Annotated in this window: 18 protein-coding genes; 5 read left to right on the top strand and 13 right to left on the bottom strand. The window is 67.3% G+C overall.

The window, feature by feature from the left end; translation table 11 throughout:
* Positions 1-69 precede the first annotated feature (69 nt).
* Positions 70-621: a hypothetical protein gene (locus Q8S30_RS12460; protein ID WP_305666338.1), complete on the top strand. Its 552-nt coding sequence runs from the start codon at positions 70-72 to the stop codon at positions 619-621.
* Positions 622-624: 3 nt separating this feature from the next.
* Here Q8S30_RS12460 and Q8S30_RS12465 read toward each other — a convergent pair whose 3' ends face one another.
* Together Q8S30_RS12465 and mce are read right to left on the bottom strand one after the other, a co-directional pair.
* Positions 625-924 (bottom strand): DUF1467 family protein, encoded by a 300-nt coding sequence (locus tag Q8S30_RS12465; protein ID WP_161345081.1) that lies wholly within the window; start codon positions 922-924, stop codon positions 625-627.
* Positions 924-1,328, bottom strand: a complete 405-nt coding sequence (gene mce / locus Q8S30_RS12470; RefSeq protein WP_305666339.1) for a methylmalonyl-CoA epimerase — start codon at positions 1,326-1,328, stop codon at positions 924-926. The genes Q8S30_RS12465 and mce overlap by 1 nt, the downstream gene beginning before the upstream one ends.
* A 275-nt stretch (positions 1,329-1,603) precedes the next feature.
* On the opposite strand from mce, the gene Q8S30_RS12475 reads away from it, so the two are divergent.
* Positions 1,604-2,419 carry a response regulator gene (locus Q8S30_RS12475; protein ID WP_305666622.1) on the top strand — a complete coding sequence of 272 codons (816 nt, stop codon included), beginning with the start codon at positions 1,604-1,606 and terminating at the stop codon, positions 2,417-2,419.
* Between the two features lie 347 nt (positions 2,420-2,766).
* Here Q8S30_RS12475 and Q8S30_RS12480 read toward each other — a convergent pair whose 3' ends face one another.
* The 4 genes from Q8S30_RS12480 to aspS form a co-directional block, all read right to left on the bottom strand.
* Positions 2,767-3,477, bottom strand: coding sequence for a GNAT family N-acetyltransferase (locus tag Q8S30_RS12480; RefSeq protein WP_371135511.1), 711 nt, complete (start codon positions 3,475-3,477; stop codon positions 2,767-2,769).
* A gap of 279 nt (positions 3,478-3,756) precedes the next feature.
* Positions 3,757-4,944 (bottom strand): DUF1501 domain-containing protein, encoded by a 1,188-nt coding sequence (locus Q8S30_RS12485; protein ID WP_305666340.1) that lies wholly within the window; start codon positions 4,942-4,944, stop codon positions 3,757-3,759.
* A gap of 9 nt (positions 4,945-4,953) precedes the next feature.
* On the bottom strand, positions 4,954-6,342 hold the full coding sequence (locus tag Q8S30_RS12490; RefSeq protein WP_305666341.1) for a DUF1800 family protein: 1,389 nt from the start codon (positions 6,340-6,342) through the stop codon (positions 4,954-4,956).
* 147 nt (positions 6,343-6,489) lie between these two features.
* Positions 6,490-8,514, bottom strand: coding sequence for an aspartate--tRNA ligase (aspS, locus tag Q8S30_RS12495; protein ID WP_305666342.1), 2,025 nt, complete (start codon positions 8,512-8,514; stop codon positions 6,490-6,492).
* A 184-nt stretch (positions 8,515-8,698) separates the two neighbouring features.
* Here aspS and carB point away from each other — a divergent pair, with 184 nt between their 5' ends.
* Positions 8,699-12,028 (top strand): carbamoyl-phosphate synthase large subunit, encoded by a 3,330-nt coding sequence (gene carB / locus Q8S30_RS12500; RefSeq protein WP_305666343.1) that lies wholly within the window; start codon positions 8,699-8,701, stop codon positions 12,026-12,028.
* A 350-nt stretch (positions 12,029-12,378) separates the two neighbouring features.
* On the opposite strand, the gene Q8S30_RS12505 is transcribed toward carB, so the two are convergent.
* Both Q8S30_RS12505 and Q8S30_RS12510 read right to left on the bottom strand, forming a co-directional pair.
* Positions 12,379-12,810, bottom strand: coding sequence for a BrnA antitoxin family protein (locus Q8S30_RS12505; protein WP_305666344.1), 432 nt, complete (start codon positions 12,808-12,810; stop codon positions 12,379-12,381).
* Between the two features lie 107 nt (positions 12,811-12,917).
* Positions 12,918-13,514: a hypothetical protein gene (locus Q8S30_RS12510; protein WP_305666345.1), complete on the bottom strand. Its 597-nt coding sequence runs from the start codon at positions 13,512-13,514 to the stop codon at positions 12,918-12,920.
* 321 nt (positions 13,515-13,835) lie between these two features.
* Here Q8S30_RS12510 and Q8S30_RS12515 point away from each other — a divergent pair, with 321 nt between their 5' ends.
* Together Q8S30_RS12515 and Q8S30_RS12520 are read left to right on the top strand one after the other, a co-directional pair.
* Positions 13,836-15,143: a DEAD/DEAH box helicase gene (locus Q8S30_RS12515; protein WP_305666346.1), complete on the top strand. Its 1,308-nt coding sequence runs from the start codon at positions 13,836-13,838 to the stop codon at positions 15,141-15,143.
* Between the two features lie 63 nt (positions 15,144-15,206).
* Positions 15,207-15,794, top strand: a complete 588-nt coding sequence (locus tag Q8S30_RS12520; RefSeq protein ID WP_305666347.1) for a thymidine kinase — start codon at positions 15,207-15,209, stop codon at positions 15,792-15,794.
* A 43-nt stretch (positions 15,795-15,837) separates the two neighbouring features.
* On the opposite strand, the gene Q8S30_RS12525 is transcribed toward Q8S30_RS12520, so the two are convergent.
* The 5 genes from Q8S30_RS12525 to Q8S30_RS12545 all read right to left on the bottom strand — a co-directional run bounded on the left by Q8S30_RS12525 (position 15,838) and on the right by Q8S30_RS12545 (position 18,306).
* Positions 15,838-16,041 carry a CsbD family protein gene (locus Q8S30_RS12525; RefSeq protein WP_305666348.1) on the bottom strand — a complete coding sequence of 68 codons (204 nt, stop codon included), beginning with the start codon at positions 16,039-16,041 and terminating at the stop codon, positions 15,838-15,840.
* A gap of 75 nt (positions 16,042-16,116) precedes the next feature.
* Positions 16,117-16,473, bottom strand: coding sequence for a tRNA-binding protein (locus Q8S30_RS12530; protein ID WP_305666349.1), 357 nt, complete (start codon positions 16,471-16,473; stop codon positions 16,117-16,119).
* Positions 16,470-17,282, bottom strand: a complete 813-nt coding sequence (gene proC, locus Q8S30_RS12535; protein ID WP_305666350.1) for a pyrroline-5-carboxylate reductase — start codon at positions 17,280-17,282, stop codon at positions 16,470-16,472. Before proC ends, Q8S30_RS12530 begins: the two co-directional genes overlap by 4 nt.
* 38 nt (positions 17,283-17,320) lie before the next feature.
* A complete protein-coding gene (locus tag Q8S30_RS12540; protein WP_305666351.1) occupies positions 17,321-17,824 on the bottom strand; it encodes a YbjN domain-containing protein in 504 nt (167 codons plus the stop codon).
* 230 nt (positions 17,825-18,054) lie between these two features.
* Positions 18,055-18,306, bottom strand: coding sequence for an accessory factor UbiK family protein (locus Q8S30_RS12545; protein WP_305666352.1), 252 nt, complete (start codon positions 18,304-18,306; stop codon positions 18,055-18,057).
* Positions 18,307-18,453 lie beyond the last annotated feature (147 nt).

The raw sequence follows: 18,453 nt of genomic DNA on the forward strand, positions 1-18,453 counted from the left end.
CCGGCTTGGCAGCCGATGCAGCTCTAATGGCGGCTTGGCAGCCGCCGGGCCCCGCGCTACTCCTGCGCCATGACCCCTCCGCTGATCCTGCTTGGCCTCTCCCTCACCGCCCTCGCCGCCGGTTTCGCGCTGCCGGGGCTGGCGGACCTGTTGCTGCTGGCCGTGCCCTGTACGCTGGCCAGCCTCTGGCTGCTGCTGCGCGCCGCGCTTGGGCGGGACCGGCAGAAATGGATCGTCGTCGACGGCTCCAACGTCATGCACTGGAACGGCAATGTCCCGCAGATCGAGACGCTGCAGGAGGTGCTGGATCAGCTCATCCGCCACGGCTACACCCCGGGCGTCGTGTTCGACGCCAATGCCGGCTACCTGATCTCGGGTCGGCACCTCAATGACCGGGCGCTGGCCCGGATGCTGGGGCTGCCGATAGACCGGGTGATGGTGGTGCCAAAGGGAGAGCCTGCCGACCCCACGGTCCTGGCCGCCGCCCGCGATCTGGGGGCGCGGATCGTCAGCAATGACCGCTACCGCGATTGGGCGGACGGGCACCCGGAAATCCAGGAGCCCGGCTGGATCATCCGCGGCGATTACCGGAGCGGCTCGCTGCGGATGGATCTCAGCTGAAGGTCAGTCTGGCTGGTTCCCGTACCAGCCGCCGCCCGGCCCCATCCGGTGGAACCAGTCGAAATCCTGCACGGTGATCCAGCCCGACACGATGACCCCGGCCAGCACGCACCACAGCCCCGCCGCGATCAGCGTCGTCAGCCGCGCCTTGCGCCCCACCATCTCGGTGGAGGGCGCCGAGGGCGGAGTGCCCGGCACCACAGACCCGGCCTCGGCCTGGCTTTGAAAGCGGATCGGCAGCACCACGAAGAAGGTCAGGAACCACAGCACGGCGAAGAGGACGATGGCAGAGGTGATCGACATCAGACCTGCTCCAGCTCGACAAGACAGCCGTTGAAATCCTTGGGATGCAGGAACAGCACCGGCTTGCCATGCGCGCCGATCTTCGGCTCGCCCGACCCCAGCACCCGCGCGCCCGACGCCTGCAGCCGGTCGCGCGCAGCGAGGATGTCATCGACCTCATAGCAGATGTGATGGATGCCCCCGGCCGGGTTCTTTTCCAGAAAGCCGGTGATCGGGGAGTTCTCGCCAAGCGGATAAAGCAGCTCGATCTTGGTGTTCGGCAGCTCGATGAACACCACGGTGACCCCGTGGTCCGGCTCGTCCTGCGGCGCACCGACGGCGGCCCCAAGCGTGCTGCGATATTGCTCCGCCGCCGCCGTCAGGTCCGGCACGGCAATGGCGACATGGTTCAGGCGTCCGATCATGATGGCTCTCCTCGCGCTTTGCCCGCCTTATGCGGCAGGGGCGGCCCCTCACGCAAGCGGTGCGCGCGGTTCTCGCCGGAATGTGCAAGCGACGCATCGCCACGCGCCCGCCCGAACACGCGCTGCCGCAGGCCCATTTACCGCCCGTTAGCCATTGCCGCGCTCTACTGCGACTCGTGGATGACCAGAAGGACACCCCCCCTGAAACACCCCCAAAGGCTGCCCCCATGACCGATGACCTGCCGCCCGCCCCGCATCATGACATCTCCGCCTACATGACCCATCCCGCGCCATCGGCCGCGCGCCCGCTGCAAGGGCTGACCGTGCTTCTGGTCGAGGACAGCCGCTTCGCCTCCGAGGCGATGCGGCTCCTCTGCCTGCGCTCCGGCGCCCGCATCCGCCGTGCCGACAGCCTGCGCGCCGCCCACCGGCATCTGGCAACCTACCGCCCCTCGGCGGTGATCGTCGACATGGGCCTGCCCGACGGCTCCGGCGCCGACCTGATCCGCGAGCTTGCGGCGTTGCAGCCGCGGATGTCGGTGATCCTCGGCACCTCGGGCTCGGATGATCTCGAAGCGCTGGCGCTGGCGGCAGGCGCCGACGGCTTCCTCCCCAAGCCAGTCGAAAGCCTCGCCCTGTTCCAGACCGCCGTGCTGGCCGCCCTCCCCGCCGCACAGCGGCCCATCGGCCCCCGCGCCCTGCCCGGCGAGATCGTCCATCCCGACCTTCTGGCCCTGCGCGACGATCTGGTGCTGGCCGCGGGCCTGCTCGCCGGAACCGAGGACGGCAGCGAAACCCCGCCAGCCGAGGCCGCGCGCCTCTCCGAAGGCCGCGCCACGCCTCCCCGCGCCAGAGACACCAGCGCTGGCTCCGACCCGGCCCATGACGCCCAAGCCAGGGTCCAGGGCGCCACCCTCGACTATGTCGCCCAATTCCTCGGGGGACTCGCCCGGATCAGCCATGACCGCCCTCTCGCCGAAGCCGCCACCGCCCTGCAACAGGACCGCGCAGCGGGCCGCGAAACCCGTGCCGACCACTCCCGCCTCAGCCGCCTCGTCCAAGCCCGCCTCGCGGCCGGCGCCCCGATCTAGGGGCGGGGGCAACGAATGAACGCACCACGTGGGGCAGACAGGGCAGACGTGGGGCAGACAGATACCTGAGGCCGAAAGCCCTCAAAGAGGGTCTGCGCCGCTACAGAACGGCTTGACCTCGCGCGCCGCCGCTGCCGCAGCCAACCCGGATGGGTGCGGCAACGGCCAGCCCCCACCCCGAGATGCGGCTTTTAATCCCAACGCCCCCACGCCCGGTCGCGCCCCCACCCTTCTTGCTGGCCCAAATATCCTCGGGGGGAGAGGCCCAACTGGCCTCGCGGGGGGCAGACAGCCCCCCGCCTTCCTTGACCTCAAGGGCCGACAGCTCCTGCCAACAGCGCCAAGCCTTACCCCAGCACCGGGTCCGAGCTCACCCGCACCAGCGCCGTCAGGTCCGACAGGCGTTCGATCTGCATCCCGGCATCGGTGAAATTCCCCGGCGACAGCCAGACCCGGAACGCCTCGGCCAGCGCCGGCCAGTCGCCATCGGTCACCGCGAACCAGGCGGTATCGCGGTTGCGGCCTTTCACGATCGTCGCCTGCCGGAACGTGCCCTCATAGCTGAAGCCCAGCCGCTGCGCCGCCCGGCGCGAGGGGATGTTGAGCGCATCGCATTTCCACTCGAACCGTCGATAGCCCGCGCCAAAGGCCCAGTCCATCATCAGCACCAACGCCTCGGTCGCCGCCCGGGTGCGCTGCAATTCGGGCGCCAGGTTGATATGGCCGATCTCGATGCAGCCCACCTCGGGGGTGATGCGCAGATAGCTCGCCACCCCACCCAGATGCCCGGTTTCCAGATCGCGGATCGCATAGAAGAACGGGTCCGCCTGCCCTGCCATCTCGCGCATCCAGCGGTGATAGCTGGCGGAAGAGGCGAAGGGCCCATAGGGCAGATAATCCCAGATCCGGTCATCGGCGGAATTGGCGCGGAACAGGTCCGCGGCATGATCCTCTGGCTCCAGCCGCTCCAGCCGCGACCAGAACCCCTCCAGCGCCTCTGGCCCCGGGCGCGGCGGCGCCGTCCAATCCACCACCGGCTCGCCGAACATGCGCTGCATCTCTTGTCTCTCCGCTCAAGGCCTGTCCGGCATCGGGCTCCGGGGGCCCCTGCCCGTCCGCCCTTCCCCGATCCTATGCCGCCGCCGCAGCGCCGTCACGGGGGGATTTCGCGCCGCCCGAAAGGAGTTGCCTGCCCCCGCCGCCCCCAAACGCGCCCCCTTCCCCCTTGCTTTTTCCAAATATCCTCGGGGGGCGCGGGGGGCAGAAGGCCCCCCGCCTTCTTTCGTTTCATGCGGGGCAGACAGCCCCCCGCCTTGGCCAGCCAAGCAGCGCACCGCCTACAGCAGTAGCCCCGGATCCGCCCCCATCTCCAGCCCCGGAAACACGCTGCCCTCGATCAGCGAGGCGTCCAGCCCGTACAGCCCCCGCATCGCCCAGCCGGCCCAGGCGCGCACATCGCTGGTCGGCATCAGGTCGCGCCCAGCATAGAGGTCGGCCTCGGCCAGCCCCGGCCAGCTTCCATGCACCCGCCCGCCGCGCACCGCGCCGCCGGCGACCAGCATCGCGCCGCCGGTGCCGTGGTCGGTGCCATTGGAGCCGTTCTCGCGCACGGTGCGGCCGAACTCGGTCATCGCCAGCACGGTGGTCTTGCCCCAGACCGGCCCCAGCCCGTCCTTCAGCGCCAGCACGGTTTCCGACAGCCGCCGAAGGCCCGCCTTCATCGCGCCGGGCTGGTTGCGATGGGTGTCCCAGCCCCCGACCGAGAAGGAGGCGATCCGCGTCTCCTCGCGCAGCCGGGCCGCGGCAAACTCGGCCAGTTTCAGCGGCTGGCGGTTCGCATCGCCCCCCATCTTCTCGCCCGGCGCCATATCCGCGCTCAGCTCCACCGCCTCGGTCGCGGCATCGCGGAACAGCGGGTCATCGTGATAGACATGGTCCAGCAGCAGCCGCGCCTGTGCCGACAGGTCCAGCCGCGAGGCCGGCGCCCAGTTCGAGGCAGGCGCGGCGCCCGACAGGATCAGCATCTCTTCGGCGCCGACCGAGAAGGCCGTCTGCGACTGCACCCCCGGCATCGCCTGCAGCATCCGGTTCAGCCAGCCCTCGCGCGCCATGCCCACCGGCACATCCATGCCGGTGCCCGCCTCCAGCAGGTCCTGCCCGTCGAAATGGCTGCGCTTGTCGCGGTAGGGGGTCGATGTCGCGTGCACGAACCCCAGTTCCCCGGCGGACCACAGCGGCATCAGCTTGGCCAACCCCGGATGCGCGGCCCAGAAGTCATCCAGCGGCAGCGCGCCTCCCTCTTCCCCCACCGCCAGCGCGGCAAGGCCGGGGCGGTAGCGCGCAAAACCCGCATCGCCGCGCGGCTGCACCAGGTCCAGCCCGTCCATCGCCCCGCGCAGGATGATCACCACCAGCCGGTTCTCGCCCGGCGCAGCGGCAAAGGTGGCGGTGGACATCAAGGGATGCGCGGCGGCAGAGCAGCCGATCAGCGCCGAGCCTTGCAGGAACAGCCGTCGGTTCAGCATCGCATCCTCCTATCGGCGGTTGAAATCGGGCGAGGCCAGGATCAGCCCCGCGCCTTCGCTTGCGGTCTCGGCCCGGCTGACGGCCCAGGTCAGCCGCTCGCCCGCGGCATCGTCCAGCGCAGCGCGCAGCAGGCGGCGCGGGTCGGGCAAGGGCTTGGCCCAGGACCGCGGCCCCTTCATCGCCCATTCGATCCGCGCCGCAAGGCCTTGCGGGTTGATCCAGTCGGCGGCCTCTTCGGGCCAGCCATCGGGGCCGGGCGGCGCGGCGAAGGGCTGCCCCATCAGCCGCAGCGGCGCCAGCAGCTGATTGTTGACGCCGCCGGGTGCCAGCCCCGCCACCCGCTCGCCCGTCACCCCCAGTGCCCGCAGCGCAGCCACCAGAAAATCCAGCGGTTGCCGGGCCTTGGCGCCAAAACTCGCCCAGGCCGCGGGATGCTCCAGCATCGCCGCATAGACCGGCACCAGCGCGCCGCCCCCCGCCGCATAGGCCGCCGCCATCGCCTCCACCATCCCCGCATCGGGATCATCACTGGTGAAATGCGCCGCCAGCTTCCGCGCCAGATGCCGCCCCGTTTCGGGATGCAGCGCCAGATCCTCCAGCACCGCATGGATCTCGGACACCTCGGCCGGCACCGCGCCGCCATAGGCTTCACCCAGCACCGTCTCCGCCCCCGGCTCGGCCTTGGCGGCATCGAACTGCCAGCCGGCGCGATAGGTGAAGGACAGCCCGGTCAGCAGCAGCGCCAGCTGCCGCACATCGGCCTGCGCATAGCTGCCGCCCACACCCAGCGTATGCAGCTCCAGCATCTCGCGCGCCAGGTTCTCGTTCAGCCCGCCGCCCTTGCGCCCGGCCTTGGAGTTGGGGCCGACCGAGACGGTCTGGTCCAGATAGGTCAGCATCATCGGATGCAGCGCTGCGGCCTTCAGCATATCCGGGAACCGCCCCGCCAGATGCGGGCGGATCGCCTCTTCGGCAAAGACCTGCGCCATCGGCCCCATCTCGGCATTGCGGGCGCGGGTGGCGAAATGATCGCCCCAGAACTGCTGCAACCGCTCGCGGAAACCAATCGGCGCATCCACCGCCCGCGCAATCGCCATCTGCGCGCCGCGATTGCCCACAAAGCGCAGCTCTTGCCGCAGCGCCCGGTAGGCGATGTCGGGCGCCGGATCGCCGGCCCGCGTGCCCTCTTCGGCCGCGCGGCGGGCGGGTCGCACCTGCTGGGCCAGCGCCTCGGCCTCGGCCCGGGTGATCATGGGGAAGCGCGCGGGCAGCGTGTCCGGCCCGTTCAGCTCCGCCAGCAGCGCCGCGGCATCCAGCGGCGCGGGCGCAGGCCCGGCCTTGCGCGGCACAAGGCCGGTGCCGAATCGGATCGCGGCGATGGTGGAAACCGAGGGCATGGCGAATCCGGCTGGGAAAGGGTTCCGCGCACCCTGCCAGAGAACCCGCCGCAGCGCGGTAAAATTCGCTTGTGCAGCATCCCTGGCAACGCCCCAGACACAAAAAGGCCCGGCGCGATGGCCGGGCCCTTGCCTGAACGCTCCAATTCAGTCCTTCGGGATCACCCGCAGCCGCAGCTCGCGCAGCTGCTCGTTCATCGGCTCGCTCGGCGCGCCCATCATCAGATCCTCGGCGCGCTGGTTCATCGGGAACATGATGACCTCGCGGATATTGCTCTCATCGGCCAGCAGCATCACCATCCGGTCGATGCCCGCCGCGCAGCCCCCGTGCGGCGGCGCGCCGTACTTGAACGCCTTCACCATGCCGCCAAAGCGCTTTTCCACTTCCGAGGCCGGGTAGCCGGCAATCTCGAAGGCCTTGAACATGATCTCGGGCGTGTGGTTGCGGATGCCGCCCGAAATCAGCTCATAGCCGTTGCAGGCGAGGTCATACTGATAGGCCAGCACCTTCAAGGGGTCGCCCTGCAACGCGGCAAGGCCTCCCTGCGGCATCGAGAACGGGTTGTGGCTGAAGTCGATCTTGCCCTCGTCGGTCTTCTCGAACATCGGGAAATCGACGATCCAGGCAAAGCGGAAGCAGCCCTCCTCGACCAGCCCCAGCTCGCGCCCGATCTCGTTGCGCGCGCGCCCTGCCACGGCCTCGAAAGTCTCGGGCTTGCCGCCGAGGAAGAAGGCGGCGTCGCCTTTTCCAAGGCCGAGTTGCGTCCGGATCGCCTCAGCGCGCTCTGGGCCGATATTTTTCGCCAACGGCCCCGCGGCTTCAAAGTCACTCATGTAGGCGTTGAAGATCAAAGATGCTCTTCTGAAGTTGCCAGATTGAACAGCCTCTTTGTACTTTCTGACAGCACCTTCTTCCTCAAGAAGTTGCGGAGTCAGTTCGTTCATTAGTTCGCGCGCTGCAATCGCCAGCTTGTCATACGCGGGACCACCGAAGTTGGTCTTCTCCATAGCCTCCATTGTGGCTGCCAGAGGCCTCAAGACTTCCATTCCGAGTTGCAGGTTACTTTTTTCTCGCTCGCGCCAGAAGATATACCCCATCCCCGGCAGCCCCTGCTGCTGCGCAAAGGCATTCATCCGGTCACAGAATTTGCGGCCAACGGGCTCGCCGTTCGGGCCCTTCGGCGCCGGGATGGCGCGGACCTCGGTCCCCTCCTGCTCCAGCAGCTTGGCGAAGATCGCAAAGCCGGAGCCTTCGAAATGCTCGCTCACCACCTGCATCTCGATCGGGTTGCGCAGGTCGGGCTTGTCGGAGCCGTATTTCAGCAGCGCGTCCTTGTAGGGGATCAGCGGCCAGTCGGCATGCACCGTCTTCTCCGGCGCGAATTCCTCGAACAGCCCCTGGATCACCGGCTGCACGGCAGCGAAGACGTCCTCCTGCGTCACGAAGCTCATCTCGACATCCAGCTGGTAGAAGTCGGTGGGCGAGCGGTCGGCGCGCGGGTCTTCGTCGCGGAAACAGGGCGCGATCTGGAAATAGCGGTCGAACCCCGCCACCATGATCAGCTGCTTGAACTGCTGCGGCGCCTGCGGCAGCGCATAGAACTTGCCCGGATGCAGGCGGCTCGGCACCAGAAAGTCGCGCGCACCCTCGGGGCTGGAGGCGGTGATGATCGGCGTCTGGAACTCGGTGAACCCGCTGTCCCACATCCGGCCCCGGATCGACCGCACCACGTTCGACCGCAGCATCATCTTGCGATGCAGCCCCTCGCGCCGCAGGTCCAGGAAGCGATAGGTCAGCCGGGTTTCCTCCGGGTACTCCTGATCGCCGAACACCGGCAGCGGCAGCTCTTCCGACGGGCCAAGCACCTCGATCTCACGCGCATAGACCTCGATCTCGCCGGTCGGGATCTTGGCATTCACAAGGGACGCATCGCGCAGCTTCACCGTGCCGTCGATCCGCACCACCCATTCGGCGCGCACCTTTTCCAGCGCAGCAAAGGCCGGGCTGTCGCCGTCACAGATGATCTGCGTCATCCCGTAATGGTCGCGCAGGTCGAGGAACAGCACCCCGCCATGGTCGCGCACCCGGTGGACCCAGCCCGACAGGCGCACGGCCTCGCCGGCGTGATCCTTGTTGAGTGCGGCACAGGTATGGCTGCGATAGGCGTGCATGGTCGTCCCCTTCCCCGAGGCATCTGGCGTCGGGGCCGATACACCGCGGCGGGCCGGGGAAGTCAAGCACCGCGCCACAGCGCCGCCTATTCGCCCGCTTGGCACGGCAAAGCGGGCATCTGGGGTTGCGCCGACGCCCGGCACGGATATAACGCCGACAATTTGCGCACCCGGGGGTCCAACCATGCCGAAAAGAACCGATATCAAGTCTATCCTGATCATCGGAGCCGGACCCATCGTCATCGGTCAGGCTTGCGAGTTCGACTATTCCGGCGCCCAAGCCTGCAAGGCGCTGCGCGAGGAAGGCTACCGGGTCATCCTGGTGAACTCCAACCCCGCCACGATCATGACAGACCCGGAAATGGCCGATGCCACCTATATCGAGCCGATCACCCCGGAAATCGTCGCCAAGATCGTGGAAAAGGAACGCCCCGACGCGATCTTGCCGACGATGGGCGGGCAGACCGGCCTCAACACCGCGCTGGCGCTGGCCGACATGGGCGTGCTGGCGAAGTTCGGGGTGGAGTTGATCGGCGCCAAGCGCGAGGCCATCGAGATGGCCGAGGACCGCAAGCTGTTCCGCGAGGCGATGGACCGCATCGGCCTCGAAAACCCCAAGGCCACCATCATCGCCGCGCCGAAACTGCCGAACGGCAAGTATGATATCAACGCCGGCGTGGCCGAGGCCATCGCCGCCATCGAATATGTCGGCCTGCCCGCCATCATCCGCCCCGCCTTCACCCTTGGCGGCACCGGCGGCGGCGTCGCCTATAACCGCGATGACTACGAGGCCATCGTCCGCTCCGGCCTCGATGCCTCGCCGGTCGCGCAGGTGCTGATCGACGAGAGCCTGCTGGGCTGGAAGGAATTTGAGATGGAGGTGGTGCGCGACACCGCCGACAACGCCATCATCGTCTGCGCCATCGAGAATATCGACCCGATGGGCGTGCATACCGGCGACAGCATCACCGTCGCCCCGGCCCTGACGCTCACCGACAAGGAATACCAGATCATGCGCAACGGCTCCATCGCCGTGCTGCGCGAGATCGGGGTGGAAACCGGCGGATCCAACGTGCAATGGGCGATCAACCCGGCGGATGGCCGCATGGTGGTGATCGAGATGAACCCGCGCGTCAGCCGCTCCTCGGCGCTGGCCTCCAAGGCCACCGGCTTCCCCATCGCCAAGATCGCCGCCAAGCTGGCGGTCGGCTACACGCTGGACGAGCTCGACAACGACATCACCAAGGTCACCCCCGCCAGCTTTGAACCCACCATCGACTATGTGGTCACCAAGATCCCGCGCTTCGCCTTCGAGAAGTTCCCGGGCAGCAAGGTCGAACTCACCACCGCGATGAAATCGGTGGGCGAGGTCATGGCCATCGGCCGCACCATCCACGAATCGCTGCAAAAGGCGCTGGCGAGCTTGGAAACCGGCCTCTCCGGCTTCGACGAGATCGCCATCCCCGGCGCCCCCGAACGCGCCGCCATCGTCAAGGCGATCAGCGCACAAACCCCCGACCGCATCCGCCTGATCGCGCAGGCCATGCGCCACGGGCTCAGCGATGACGAGATCAACCGCGCCACCAGCTTCGATCCGTGGTTCCTCGCCCGCATCCGCGAGATCATCGAAGCCGAGGCCGCGATCCGCGCCGGCGGCCTGCCGATCACCGCGCCCGGCCTGCGCAAGCTCAAGATGATGGGCTTCACCGATGCCCGCCTCGCCACCCTCACGGGCCGGGACGAGGCACAGGTGCGCCGCGCCCGCCGCAACCTTGGCGTCACCGCGGTCTTCAAGCGCATCGACACCTGCGCCGCCGAGTTCGAGGCGCAGACCCCCTACATGTATTCCACCTACGAATCCCCCGCGATGGGCGACGTGGAATGCGAGGCGCGCCCGTCGGACCGCAAGAAGGTCGTCATCCTCGGCGGCGGCCCCAACCGCATCGGCCAGGGCATCGAGTTCGACTATTGCTGCTGCCATGCCTGCTTTGCCCTCACCAAGGCCGGCTATGAAACCATCATGGTCAACTGCAACCCGGAAACGGTCAGCACCGACTATGACACCTCGGACCGCCTGTACTTCGAACCGCTGACCCTTGAACACGTCCTCGAAATCCTGCGGGTGGAGCAGGAGAACGGCACCCTTCACGGCGTCATCGTGCAGTTCGGTGGCCAGACCCCGCTGAAACTCGCCCAGGCGCTGCAGGCCGAGGGCATCCCGATCCTCGGCACCACGCCCGACGCCATCGACCTTGCCGAAGACCGCGAGCGCTTCCAGCAGCTGTTGAACCAGCTTGGCCTGCGCCAGCCCATCAACGGCATGGCCCGCTCGCGCGATGAGGCTTTCGCCATCGCCGCCCGCGTCGGCTATCCGCTGGTGATCCGCCCCTCCTATGTGCTTGGCGGCCGCGCCATGGAAATCGTCCGCGACGATGCCCAGCTGGAACGCTACATCCGCGAGGCGGTGCAGGTCTCGGGCAACAGCCCGGTGCTGCTGGACAGCTACCTCTCGGGTGCCATCGAGGTGGATGTCGATGCCATCTGCGACGGCACCGACGTGCATGTCGCCGGCATCATGCAGCATATCGAGGAGGCCGGGGTGCACTCCGGCGATAGCGCCTGCTCGCTGCCGCCCTACTCGCTGTCGGCGGAAACCGTCGCCGAGCTGAAGGTGCAGACCGAGGCAATGGCCCGCGGGCTCAACGTCGTCGGGTTGATGAACGTGCAATTCGCGATCAAGGACGGCGAGATCTATGTGCTGGAGGTGAACCCCCGCGCGTCCCGCACCGTGCCCTTCGTCGCCAAGGCCACCGATTCGGCCATCGCCTCCATCGCCGCCCGGGTGATGGCGGGGGAAAAGCTCGCCTCCTTCCCGATGCGCGCCCCCTACCCGCAAGGCGTCGGCCCCGACACGCCGCTGCCCTATGCCGACCCGATGACCCTCGCCGACCCGCAGACCCCCTGGTATTCGGTCAAGGAGGCGGTGCTGCCCTTCGCCCGCTTCCCCGGCGTCGACACGCTGCTGGGGCCGGAAATGCGCTCGACGGGTGAGGTGATGGGCTGGGACCGCACCTTCCCGCTCGCCTTCCTCAAGGCGCAGATGGGTGCGGGCACGATCCTGCCCGACTCCGGTCGGGTGTTCCTGTCGGTCAAGGACATGGACAAGACCACAGAGCTTGCCACCGCCGCCCGCGATCTGGTTGCGATGGGCTTCACCCTCGTCGCCACCCGCGGCACCGCCAGCTTCCTGACCGAGGCCGGCATCGCGTCGGAACTGGTGAACAAGGTCTATGAAGGCCGCCCGAACATCGTGGACATGCTCAAGAACGGCGATATCGCGCTGGTGCTCAACACCACCGACACCCGCCAGGCGATCAGCGACAGCCGCGACATCCGCGCCGTCGCGCTCTATGACAAGATCCCCTACTTCACCACCGCCGCCGCCAGCATCGCCGCGGTGGAGGCGATGAAGGCGCGGGATGAGGGGATCGGGGTGCGGACGCTGCAGGGGTAGCTTGCCGCCCCGGCTCTGCCGGGGCGATGGCAGATTCCGCCCCCTCGCTTCGGGCGGGAACAGGCGAGGCACTGCCTCGCCCCCGCCCGCGCGGAACCTCTCACCCTGTGCCACTGGCAGCACGAGACCGAATGAGGGCAGCGCCCGACCTGGCGGGCGAGAAGCGCCCGCCGAGGGGTGATGAGCGAGAAGAAATCCTCCAGTGGAGGATTTCCGCGAAGAACGCCCGGCCCGTGGCCGGGAGGGCGGGCGCTGGCCGGGCCCTTTGGGGGCCCGTCCGGTGCAAGTGGACATGGCACAGCGTGGCGAAGGCGATGGCCTTCGCCAATGACACGGGGCAGTCAGCACCCTCACCCCTTCCCCAACAACCTGTCCATCTCCTCTGCCATCCGGTCCTCGGCCTCCTGCATCTCGCCCCATTCCGGGCGCGGGCCGTCACATTCCAGATCGACCACCCGGCGCTTGTAGTAATCCATCGTGTCGGCCCCGCGGATGATCCCGGCCAGCCGCCCATGCATCCAGACCCGCAGCACCTCGTTCATCCGGCCCTGATAGCCGGTGCCCATCGACTTGAAGAAGCGCACGACGTCTTCCTCGACCAGCATCGTCACCCGCACCTTGCGCTTGGGGTAGCGCTGCTCGGCGATGGCGTGCCAGCCAAGCGGGATCTTGCGGGTTTGCTCGATGGTATGATGCAGATCCCATTCCAGCCGGCGCATCGCATCGGCCATGTAGTGATAGTTCTCACGCTGGGTCTTGGTCAGCTTGGCGAGGTCAGTCATCGGCAGTCTCCGGGGCGAACATCTGCCCCCAAGACTGCCAATGGTTGATTAAAAAGCTTTGCATATAACGTCCGCATGGGTTCTGCATGGATTGCAGCACCCCCGGATCACTCCGAACAGACCCACACAGCCCCGCCAACCACCACCACGCTCGCCGCCGCTCCGGCCAGTGCCACGGGCGCGCTCATCACCCCCGCCACCGTCGTTCCCAGCCCCGACAGCGTCGCCGCCAGCCCCGAGGAGGTGCCCGACAGGATCACCGCGCCGGAGTTGTGGCGCACTGCCTCCACCCCTGTCGTGACCGCAATCCCGGCCACATCGCGGGCGCCCTCGGCGGTGGAATTGACGAACTTGCAGGCCCGGCCCGTGGTCTCGCACAGCCCGTAAGCGTCGCGCTCTCCCATGGCCAAGCCACTGAAACCATTGAGAATAGGGTCATGCTGCAGGCAGAACACCCCCCGCTCCTGCTCGGTCAGTTCAGGGGCCATATGGGCGATGATCACCCGCGCCGGGCAGGTGCCCTTGTCCAGCCCCCAGCGCTCGCGGCGCGAGGACCACACATCCGCCTCGTCATTGTAGCCCAGCGTCACCGCCACGCCCTCGACCACCGCCGAACACATCTGCGGCTCGGCCCGCGCCGGGCCTGCACCCATCGGCACGGCCAGCAGCGCAGCGGCTGCAACCATCTGAAATCGCTTGAACATCCTGGCTCCGTTCTGCTCGTGGCGCCTTTCCGGCGTCCCTTGTTGCGGCCAGTCTACCCCAGCTTGCCCCCAGCCAACAGCCGCCCTCCGGTCACATCCGGGTCAGCAGCGCTCTTGACTTCCGCGGCAATCTGCCCCATCTGCCACTCACCCGAAGCCCGCTGCCGCGTGAGCAGCCCCGCCATCTTGAAGGCGACAGGCTCGGAGACCAGGTTCCCATGTCACGCCAGGGGTCCAGCGGGCACGTCTGCCCGCGCCCCGCCGCACTGCCCCGGACATCTCCGGGGTTGACATGTTACTGCGCCCGCCTTGGCGCACGCTATGGATATACCTTTGGAAAACTTCGACAATCTCGGCCTGTCCAAACAGGTCCTCGACAATCTGGCCGGCATTGGCCTGACCAAGCCGACGCCGATTCAGGCGGAAGCCATCCCCTATATCGTCAAGGGCCGCGACCTTCTGGGCCTCGCCCAGACCGGCACCGGCAAGACCGCCGCCTTCGGCCTGCCGATGGTCACGCGGCTGATCGAATACGGCAAGCGCCCGACCCCCAAATCGGTCCGCGCGCTGATCCTTGCCCCGACGCGCGAACTGGCCACCCAGATCTCGGACAACATCACCGCCTATGCCGACGGCACCCCGATCCGCGTGTTTCGCGTGGTGGGCGGCGCCTCGATTAACGTGCAAGTTGAAAAGCTTAAGCGCGGCGTCGATGTTCTGATCGCCACCCCGGGCCGCCTGATGGACCTTCTGGACCGCGGCGCCCTGACCCTCGCCGACACCAAATATCTGGTGCTGGACGAGGCCGACCAGATGCTCGACATCGGCTTCATCCACACCCTGCGCCAGATCGCCCGGCTGCTGCCGCGCGACCGCCAGACGCTGCTGTTCTCGGCCACCATGCCCAAGCTGATGGAAGAGCTGGCCGACAGCTACCTGACCGACCCGGTCCGCGTCGCCGTCAACCCGCCGGGCCGCGCTGCCGAGAAGATCGTTCAAGGCGTGCACTTCATCAACCAGGGCGACAAGGCCAAACTGCTGGCCGACTATGTCGCCAAGCATCCGGGAGAGCTGGCGCTGGTCTTCGGCCGCACCAAGCATGGCTCGGAAAAGCTGATGAAGCTGCTGGATTCATGGGGCTTTTCGGTCGGCGCCATCCACGGCAACAAGAGCCAGGGCCAGCGCGAGCGCACCCTCGCGCAGTTCCGCGCCGGTGAGATCAAGGTGCTGGTCGCCACCGACGTCGCCGCCCGCGGGCTCGACATCCCGGACGTGCGCCACGTCTACAACTACGACCTGCCGAACGTGCCGGAAAACTACGTGCACCGCATCGGGCGCACGGCCCGCGCCGGCAAGGATGGCAGCGCGGTTGCCTTCTGCTCGCCGCTGGAAGTCGGCGATCTGCGCGCCATCGAAAAGGCCATGAAGGCCCCGATCCCGGTGATCGGCGGCGAGGTTCCGATCGCGCAAACCCCGCAGCCGGGCGCCCGCCCGCAGCGCAAACCGGGGCAGAAGCCTTCCGGCGCGCCCAAGCAGGGCGGCTACGGCAAGCCGATGGCTGCTGACGGCGCCCGCAAGCGCCCGGCCAAGCGCCCCTCGCGCCGCCCGCGCAGCGAACAGGCCGCCTGAGCCATCAGGTAACCGGGGCGGAACGCTTGCAGCGTTTCGCCCCGCGCTTTATGGGGTTTCGGCATGGCCAAGCTCTATTTCCATTACTCGACGATGAATGCCGGCAAATCCACGATGCTGCTGCAGGCGTCGCATAACTACCACGAACGCGGAATGCAGACCTATCTGCTGACCGCCCGCTTCGATGACCGCGCCGGCCCCGGCCGCATTGCCAGTCGCATTGGCATCGGAACAGAGGCGGACAGCTTCGACGCAACCGCCGATATGTTCGAAAAGATCAAGGATCGGATGGCTTTGGGCCCCTGCGCCTGCATTTTCGTTGATGAAGCACAATTCCTGACCCCGGCGCAGGTCTGGCAGCTGGCCCGTGCTGTCGATGATCTGGGCGTGCCGATCATGTGCTACGGGCTGCGGGTGGATTTCCGTGGTGAGCTGTTTCCCGGCTCTGCCGCGCTCCTGGCCCTCGCCGATGAAATGCGCGAGGTCCGCACGATCTGCCATTGCGGGCGCAAGGCCACGATGGTGGTGCGCCGCAGCTCTGACGGCCAGGTGGTGATGGCCGGTGACCAGGTGCAGATCGGCGGCAACGAGACTTATGAATCGCTTTGCCGCCGCCATTGGCGCATCGCCACGGGCGACGCCCGCGCATGAAAAAAGGGGCCCGAAGGCCCCTTTTTCCACAGCGCGGATCAGATCAGAGTTCGCGGTCGCGGAAGTAGCCATCCACTTCACGCTCGGCCTCATCCTTGGCCTTGCCGTATTTTTCCTGCACGAGGCCGACCAGCTTGTCGCGCTTGCCCGCGGCGACGTCGAGGTCATCATCCGTCAGCTTGCCCCATTGCTCTTTGGCCGAGCCCTTGAGCTGCTTCCAGTTGCCTTCAACGATATCCCAGTTCATGGCATCTCTCCTTGATAAGGTTATGCCAAAGCAACTCCGAAACAGCCCGCGGGGTTCCGGCAAAGAGCCACGGAATCAGTACAAGCGCCCGCCGATCGGCACGTCATGGCCCGGGCCGATCAGCACCACCTCACCCTCGGCATCGGGCACCCCCAGCGTCAGCACTTCCGACCGAACGGGGCCGATCTGCCGCGGTGGGAAGTTCACCACCGCCAGCACCTGCCGGCCCACCAGCTCCTCCAGCTGATAGTGCTTGGTGATCTGCGCGGAGGATTTCTTCTCGCCGATTTCGGGGCCGAAATCGATCCACAGCTTGTAGGCAGGCTTGCGCGCCTCGGGGAAGGGTTCGGCGCGGGTAATGCGGCCGACGCGGATATCCACCTTCAGGAAATCGTCAAAGCCGATCTCGGCGGGCTTGTCTTTTTCCGTCATTTCCCCAGTTCCCGCCCACGATCCGCCGCCGCCTTCACGGCTTTTTTCAACAAGGGCGGGAATCCCGTCTCCTCATCCATCAGCACCTCCAGCGCCGCCGCCGTGGTGCCGGCAGGCGAGGTCACGTTGATGCGCAGCTGCGCCGGGGTTTCCGGCGAAGCCTCGGCCAGTGCCCCCGCCCCGCCAACGGTCGCCTTTGCCAGTTGCAGCGCCAAAGCGGGCGGCAGCCCCTCCGCCTCGCCCGCGGCCGCCAGCGTCTCGATCAGGTGGAACACATAGGCGGGGCCGGAGCCGGACACGGCGGTGACCGCATCCATCTGATGCTCGCCCTCCAGCCGCACCACCTGGCCCACGGCCGCCAGCAACGCCTCGGCCAAGGCCAGATGCTCTTCGCTCGCCTGCGCATTTCCGGTGATCGCGGTGATGCCGCGGCCGATGGCGGCGGGGGTGTTCGGCATCGCCCGCACGATGGGCGTGCCAGCCCCAAGCACCTGCTCGTAATGGGAAATCGTGGTGCCGGCGGCCACCGACAGAAACAGCGTCGGCCCGTTGCCCATGCCCTGCAGGGTCGGCAGCGCCTCGGCCATCATCTGCGGCTTGACCGCGATCAGCACAATGGCGGGGCTGCCCGGCAGCGGCTGGTTGATCTGAACGCCGGTTGCCATCAGCCAGTCCGAGGGGCGCGGGTCGATCACCCAGACGCTGGCGGCAGGCAGGCCCTGCTTCAGCCAGCCTTCCAGCATCGCCGAGCCCATCTTGCCGCAGCCCAGCAGAACCAGGCCGCGGGCCTTCACCGTTTCCATATCCATTCGCCCGTCCTTCCGGTGATCCCTGACGGGGCCGGAGCTTAGGCGCGCCCGTAGGCCTCGGCAATGGCGACCTTCATCGCCGACTCGGGCGTCTGCTCGCCCCAGCCGACCAGTTGGAAGGCGGGGTAGAAGCGCTCGGCGGCGATCACCGCGGTGCCGATCATCTTGTCGATCTGCTCGGGCCCGGCGACCTGTCCGCCTGCCAGAACAAGGCCATAGCGCCAGACCATCATCCGCTGCTCGGCCCAATAGGTGAAGGCGCCGGACCAGACCTGATCGTTGATGCGGTTCAGCACCTCATAGAGCTCGCCCATCCGGTGCGCCGGCGGCTCCATTTCAAAGGTGCAGATCAGCCGCAGCGTCTCATCCTGGGGCGACCAGGCGAGGGTGAGCGAATAGGTCCGCCACTGGCCCTCAACGGCCATGGCGATCTGATCTTCGGTGACGCGGTCGAAATCCCATTCATGGTGTTCGGCCAGCGTCTCGACAATGTCGATGGGGTGAAGGTCGTCGGAGAGCAGGAAGTCTTCGGAAAGCGACATGCCGCGCCTCTTGCCTTGTGCCGGAGACGAGGAGGATCGCCTAGCGGCAGGGTGCATTCACAAGGACAGGCGGTGTTCTCCGATTGCCCTTACAACATATGGTGCAAGGGCGGGCCGCTTGTGTAAAGCGGATTCTGGGGGCGGCCCACGATATGTTGTGGACGAAAAGCAAAACACCGCAATCGGGTGCGCTGCCCCCGAATTGCGGTGTTCTTTAAGTTAGGCGCGGTTCAGACCTGTTTGGCTGCCGATTCCAGCGCGGCAAGGCGCGCCGACAGCGCCTCATTCTCTTCGCGCGCCTTCTGCGCCATGGCGCGCACCGCGTCGAATTCCTCGCGCGTCACGAAGTTGCGATCCGCCAGCCAGCGGTCGAACCAGCTTTTCATCGCCGTCTCGGCCTCGGTCTTGGCGCCTTGGGCCACGCCCATGGCGTTGGTCATCAGCTTGGACATGTCGTCGAAGAACTTGTTGTTGCTCTGCATCGCGGATCTCCCGAGGGGTTTGAGCCTATATGGGCACAGCGGGGCGCCGAGGCAAGCCGCAGGGCCAGCCCGGTCAGGGAATCGTGCGCGGCAGCCGGGTTGACATCGCCCCCCCGGGGCGGGCACTCCTCGCGCCGAAAGTGCCGC

The sequence above is a fragment of the Frigidibacter sp. genome (assembly GCF_030695035.1).
Taxonomy (GTDB): Bacteria; Pseudomonadota; Alphaproteobacteria; order Rhodobacterales; family Rhodobacteraceae; genus Frigidibacter.

What these genes read in the sequence shown, in the direction of transcription:
- Q8S30_RS12540 (WP_305666351.1), bottom strand. Translation starts at nt 17,824, where the DNA reads ATGTCGCTTTCCGAAGACTTCCTGCTCTCCGACGACCTTCACCCCATC.
- Q8S30_RS12460 (WP_305666338.1), top strand. Translation starts at nt 70, where the DNA reads ATGACCCCTCCGCTGATCCTGCTTGGCCTCTCCCTCACCGCCCTCGCC.
- carB (WP_305666343.1), top strand. Translation starts at nt 8,699, where the DNA reads ATGCCGAAAAGAACCGATATCAAGTCTATCCTGATCATCGGAGCCGGA.
- Q8S30_RS12480 (WP_371135511.1), bottom strand. Translation starts at nt 3,477, where the DNA reads ATGCAGCGCATGTTCGGCGAGCCGGTGGTGGATTGGACGGCGCCGCCG.
- mce (WP_305666339.1), bottom strand. Translation starts at nt 1,328, where the DNA reads ATGATCGGACGCCTGAACCATGTCGCCATTGCCGTGCCGGACCTGACG.
- Q8S30_RS12530 (WP_305666349.1), bottom strand. Translation starts at nt 16,473, where the DNA reads ATGACGGAAAAAGACAAGCCCGCCGAGATCGGCTTTGACGATTTCCTG.
- Q8S30_RS12485 (WP_305666340.1), bottom strand. Translation starts at nt 4,944, where the DNA reads ATGCTGAACCGACGGCTGTTCCTGCAAGGCTCGGCGCTGATCGGCTGC.
- Q8S30_RS12510 (WP_305666345.1), bottom strand. Translation starts at nt 13,514, where the DNA reads ATGTTCAAGCGATTTCAGATGGTTGCAGCCGCTGCGCTGCTGGCCGTG.
- Q8S30_RS12545 (WP_305666352.1), bottom strand. Translation starts at nt 18,306, where the DNA reads ATGCAGAGCAACAACAAGTTCTTCGACGACATGTCCAAGCTGATGACC.
- Q8S30_RS12520 (WP_305666347.1), top strand. Translation starts at nt 15,207, where the DNA reads ATGGCCAAGCTCTATTTCCATTACTCGACGATGAATGCCGGCAAATCC.
- proC (WP_305666350.1), bottom strand. Translation starts at nt 17,282, where the DNA reads ATGGATATGGAAACGGTGAAGGCCCGCGGCCTGGTTCTGCTGGGCTGC.
- Q8S30_RS12505 (WP_305666344.1), bottom strand. Translation starts at nt 12,810, where the DNA reads ATGACTGACCTCGCCAAGCTGACCAAGACCCAGCGTGAGAACTATCAC.
- aspS (WP_305666342.1), bottom strand. Translation starts at nt 8,514, where the DNA reads ATGCACGCCTATCGCAGCCATACCTGTGCCGCACTCAACAAGGATCAC.
- Q8S30_RS12515 (WP_305666346.1), top strand. Translation starts at nt 13,836, where the DNA reads ATGGATATACCTTTGGAAAACTTCGACAATCTCGGCCTGTCCAAACAG.
- Q8S30_RS12490 (WP_305666341.1), bottom strand. Translation starts at nt 6,342, where the DNA reads ATGCCCTCGGTTTCCACCATCGCCGCGATCCGATTCGGCACCGGCCTT.
- Q8S30_RS12465 (WP_161345081.1), bottom strand. Translation starts at nt 924, where the DNA reads ATGTCGATCACCTCTGCCATCGTCCTCTTCGCCGTGCTGTGGTTCCTG.
- Q8S30_RS12475 (WP_305666622.1), top strand. Translation starts at nt 1,604, where the DNA reads ATGACCCATCCCGCGCCATCGGCCGCGCGCCCGCTGCAAGGGCTGACC.
- Q8S30_RS12525 (WP_305666348.1), bottom strand. Translation starts at nt 16,041, where the DNA reads ATGAACTGGGATATCGTTGAAGGCAACTGGAAGCAGCTCAAGGGCTCG.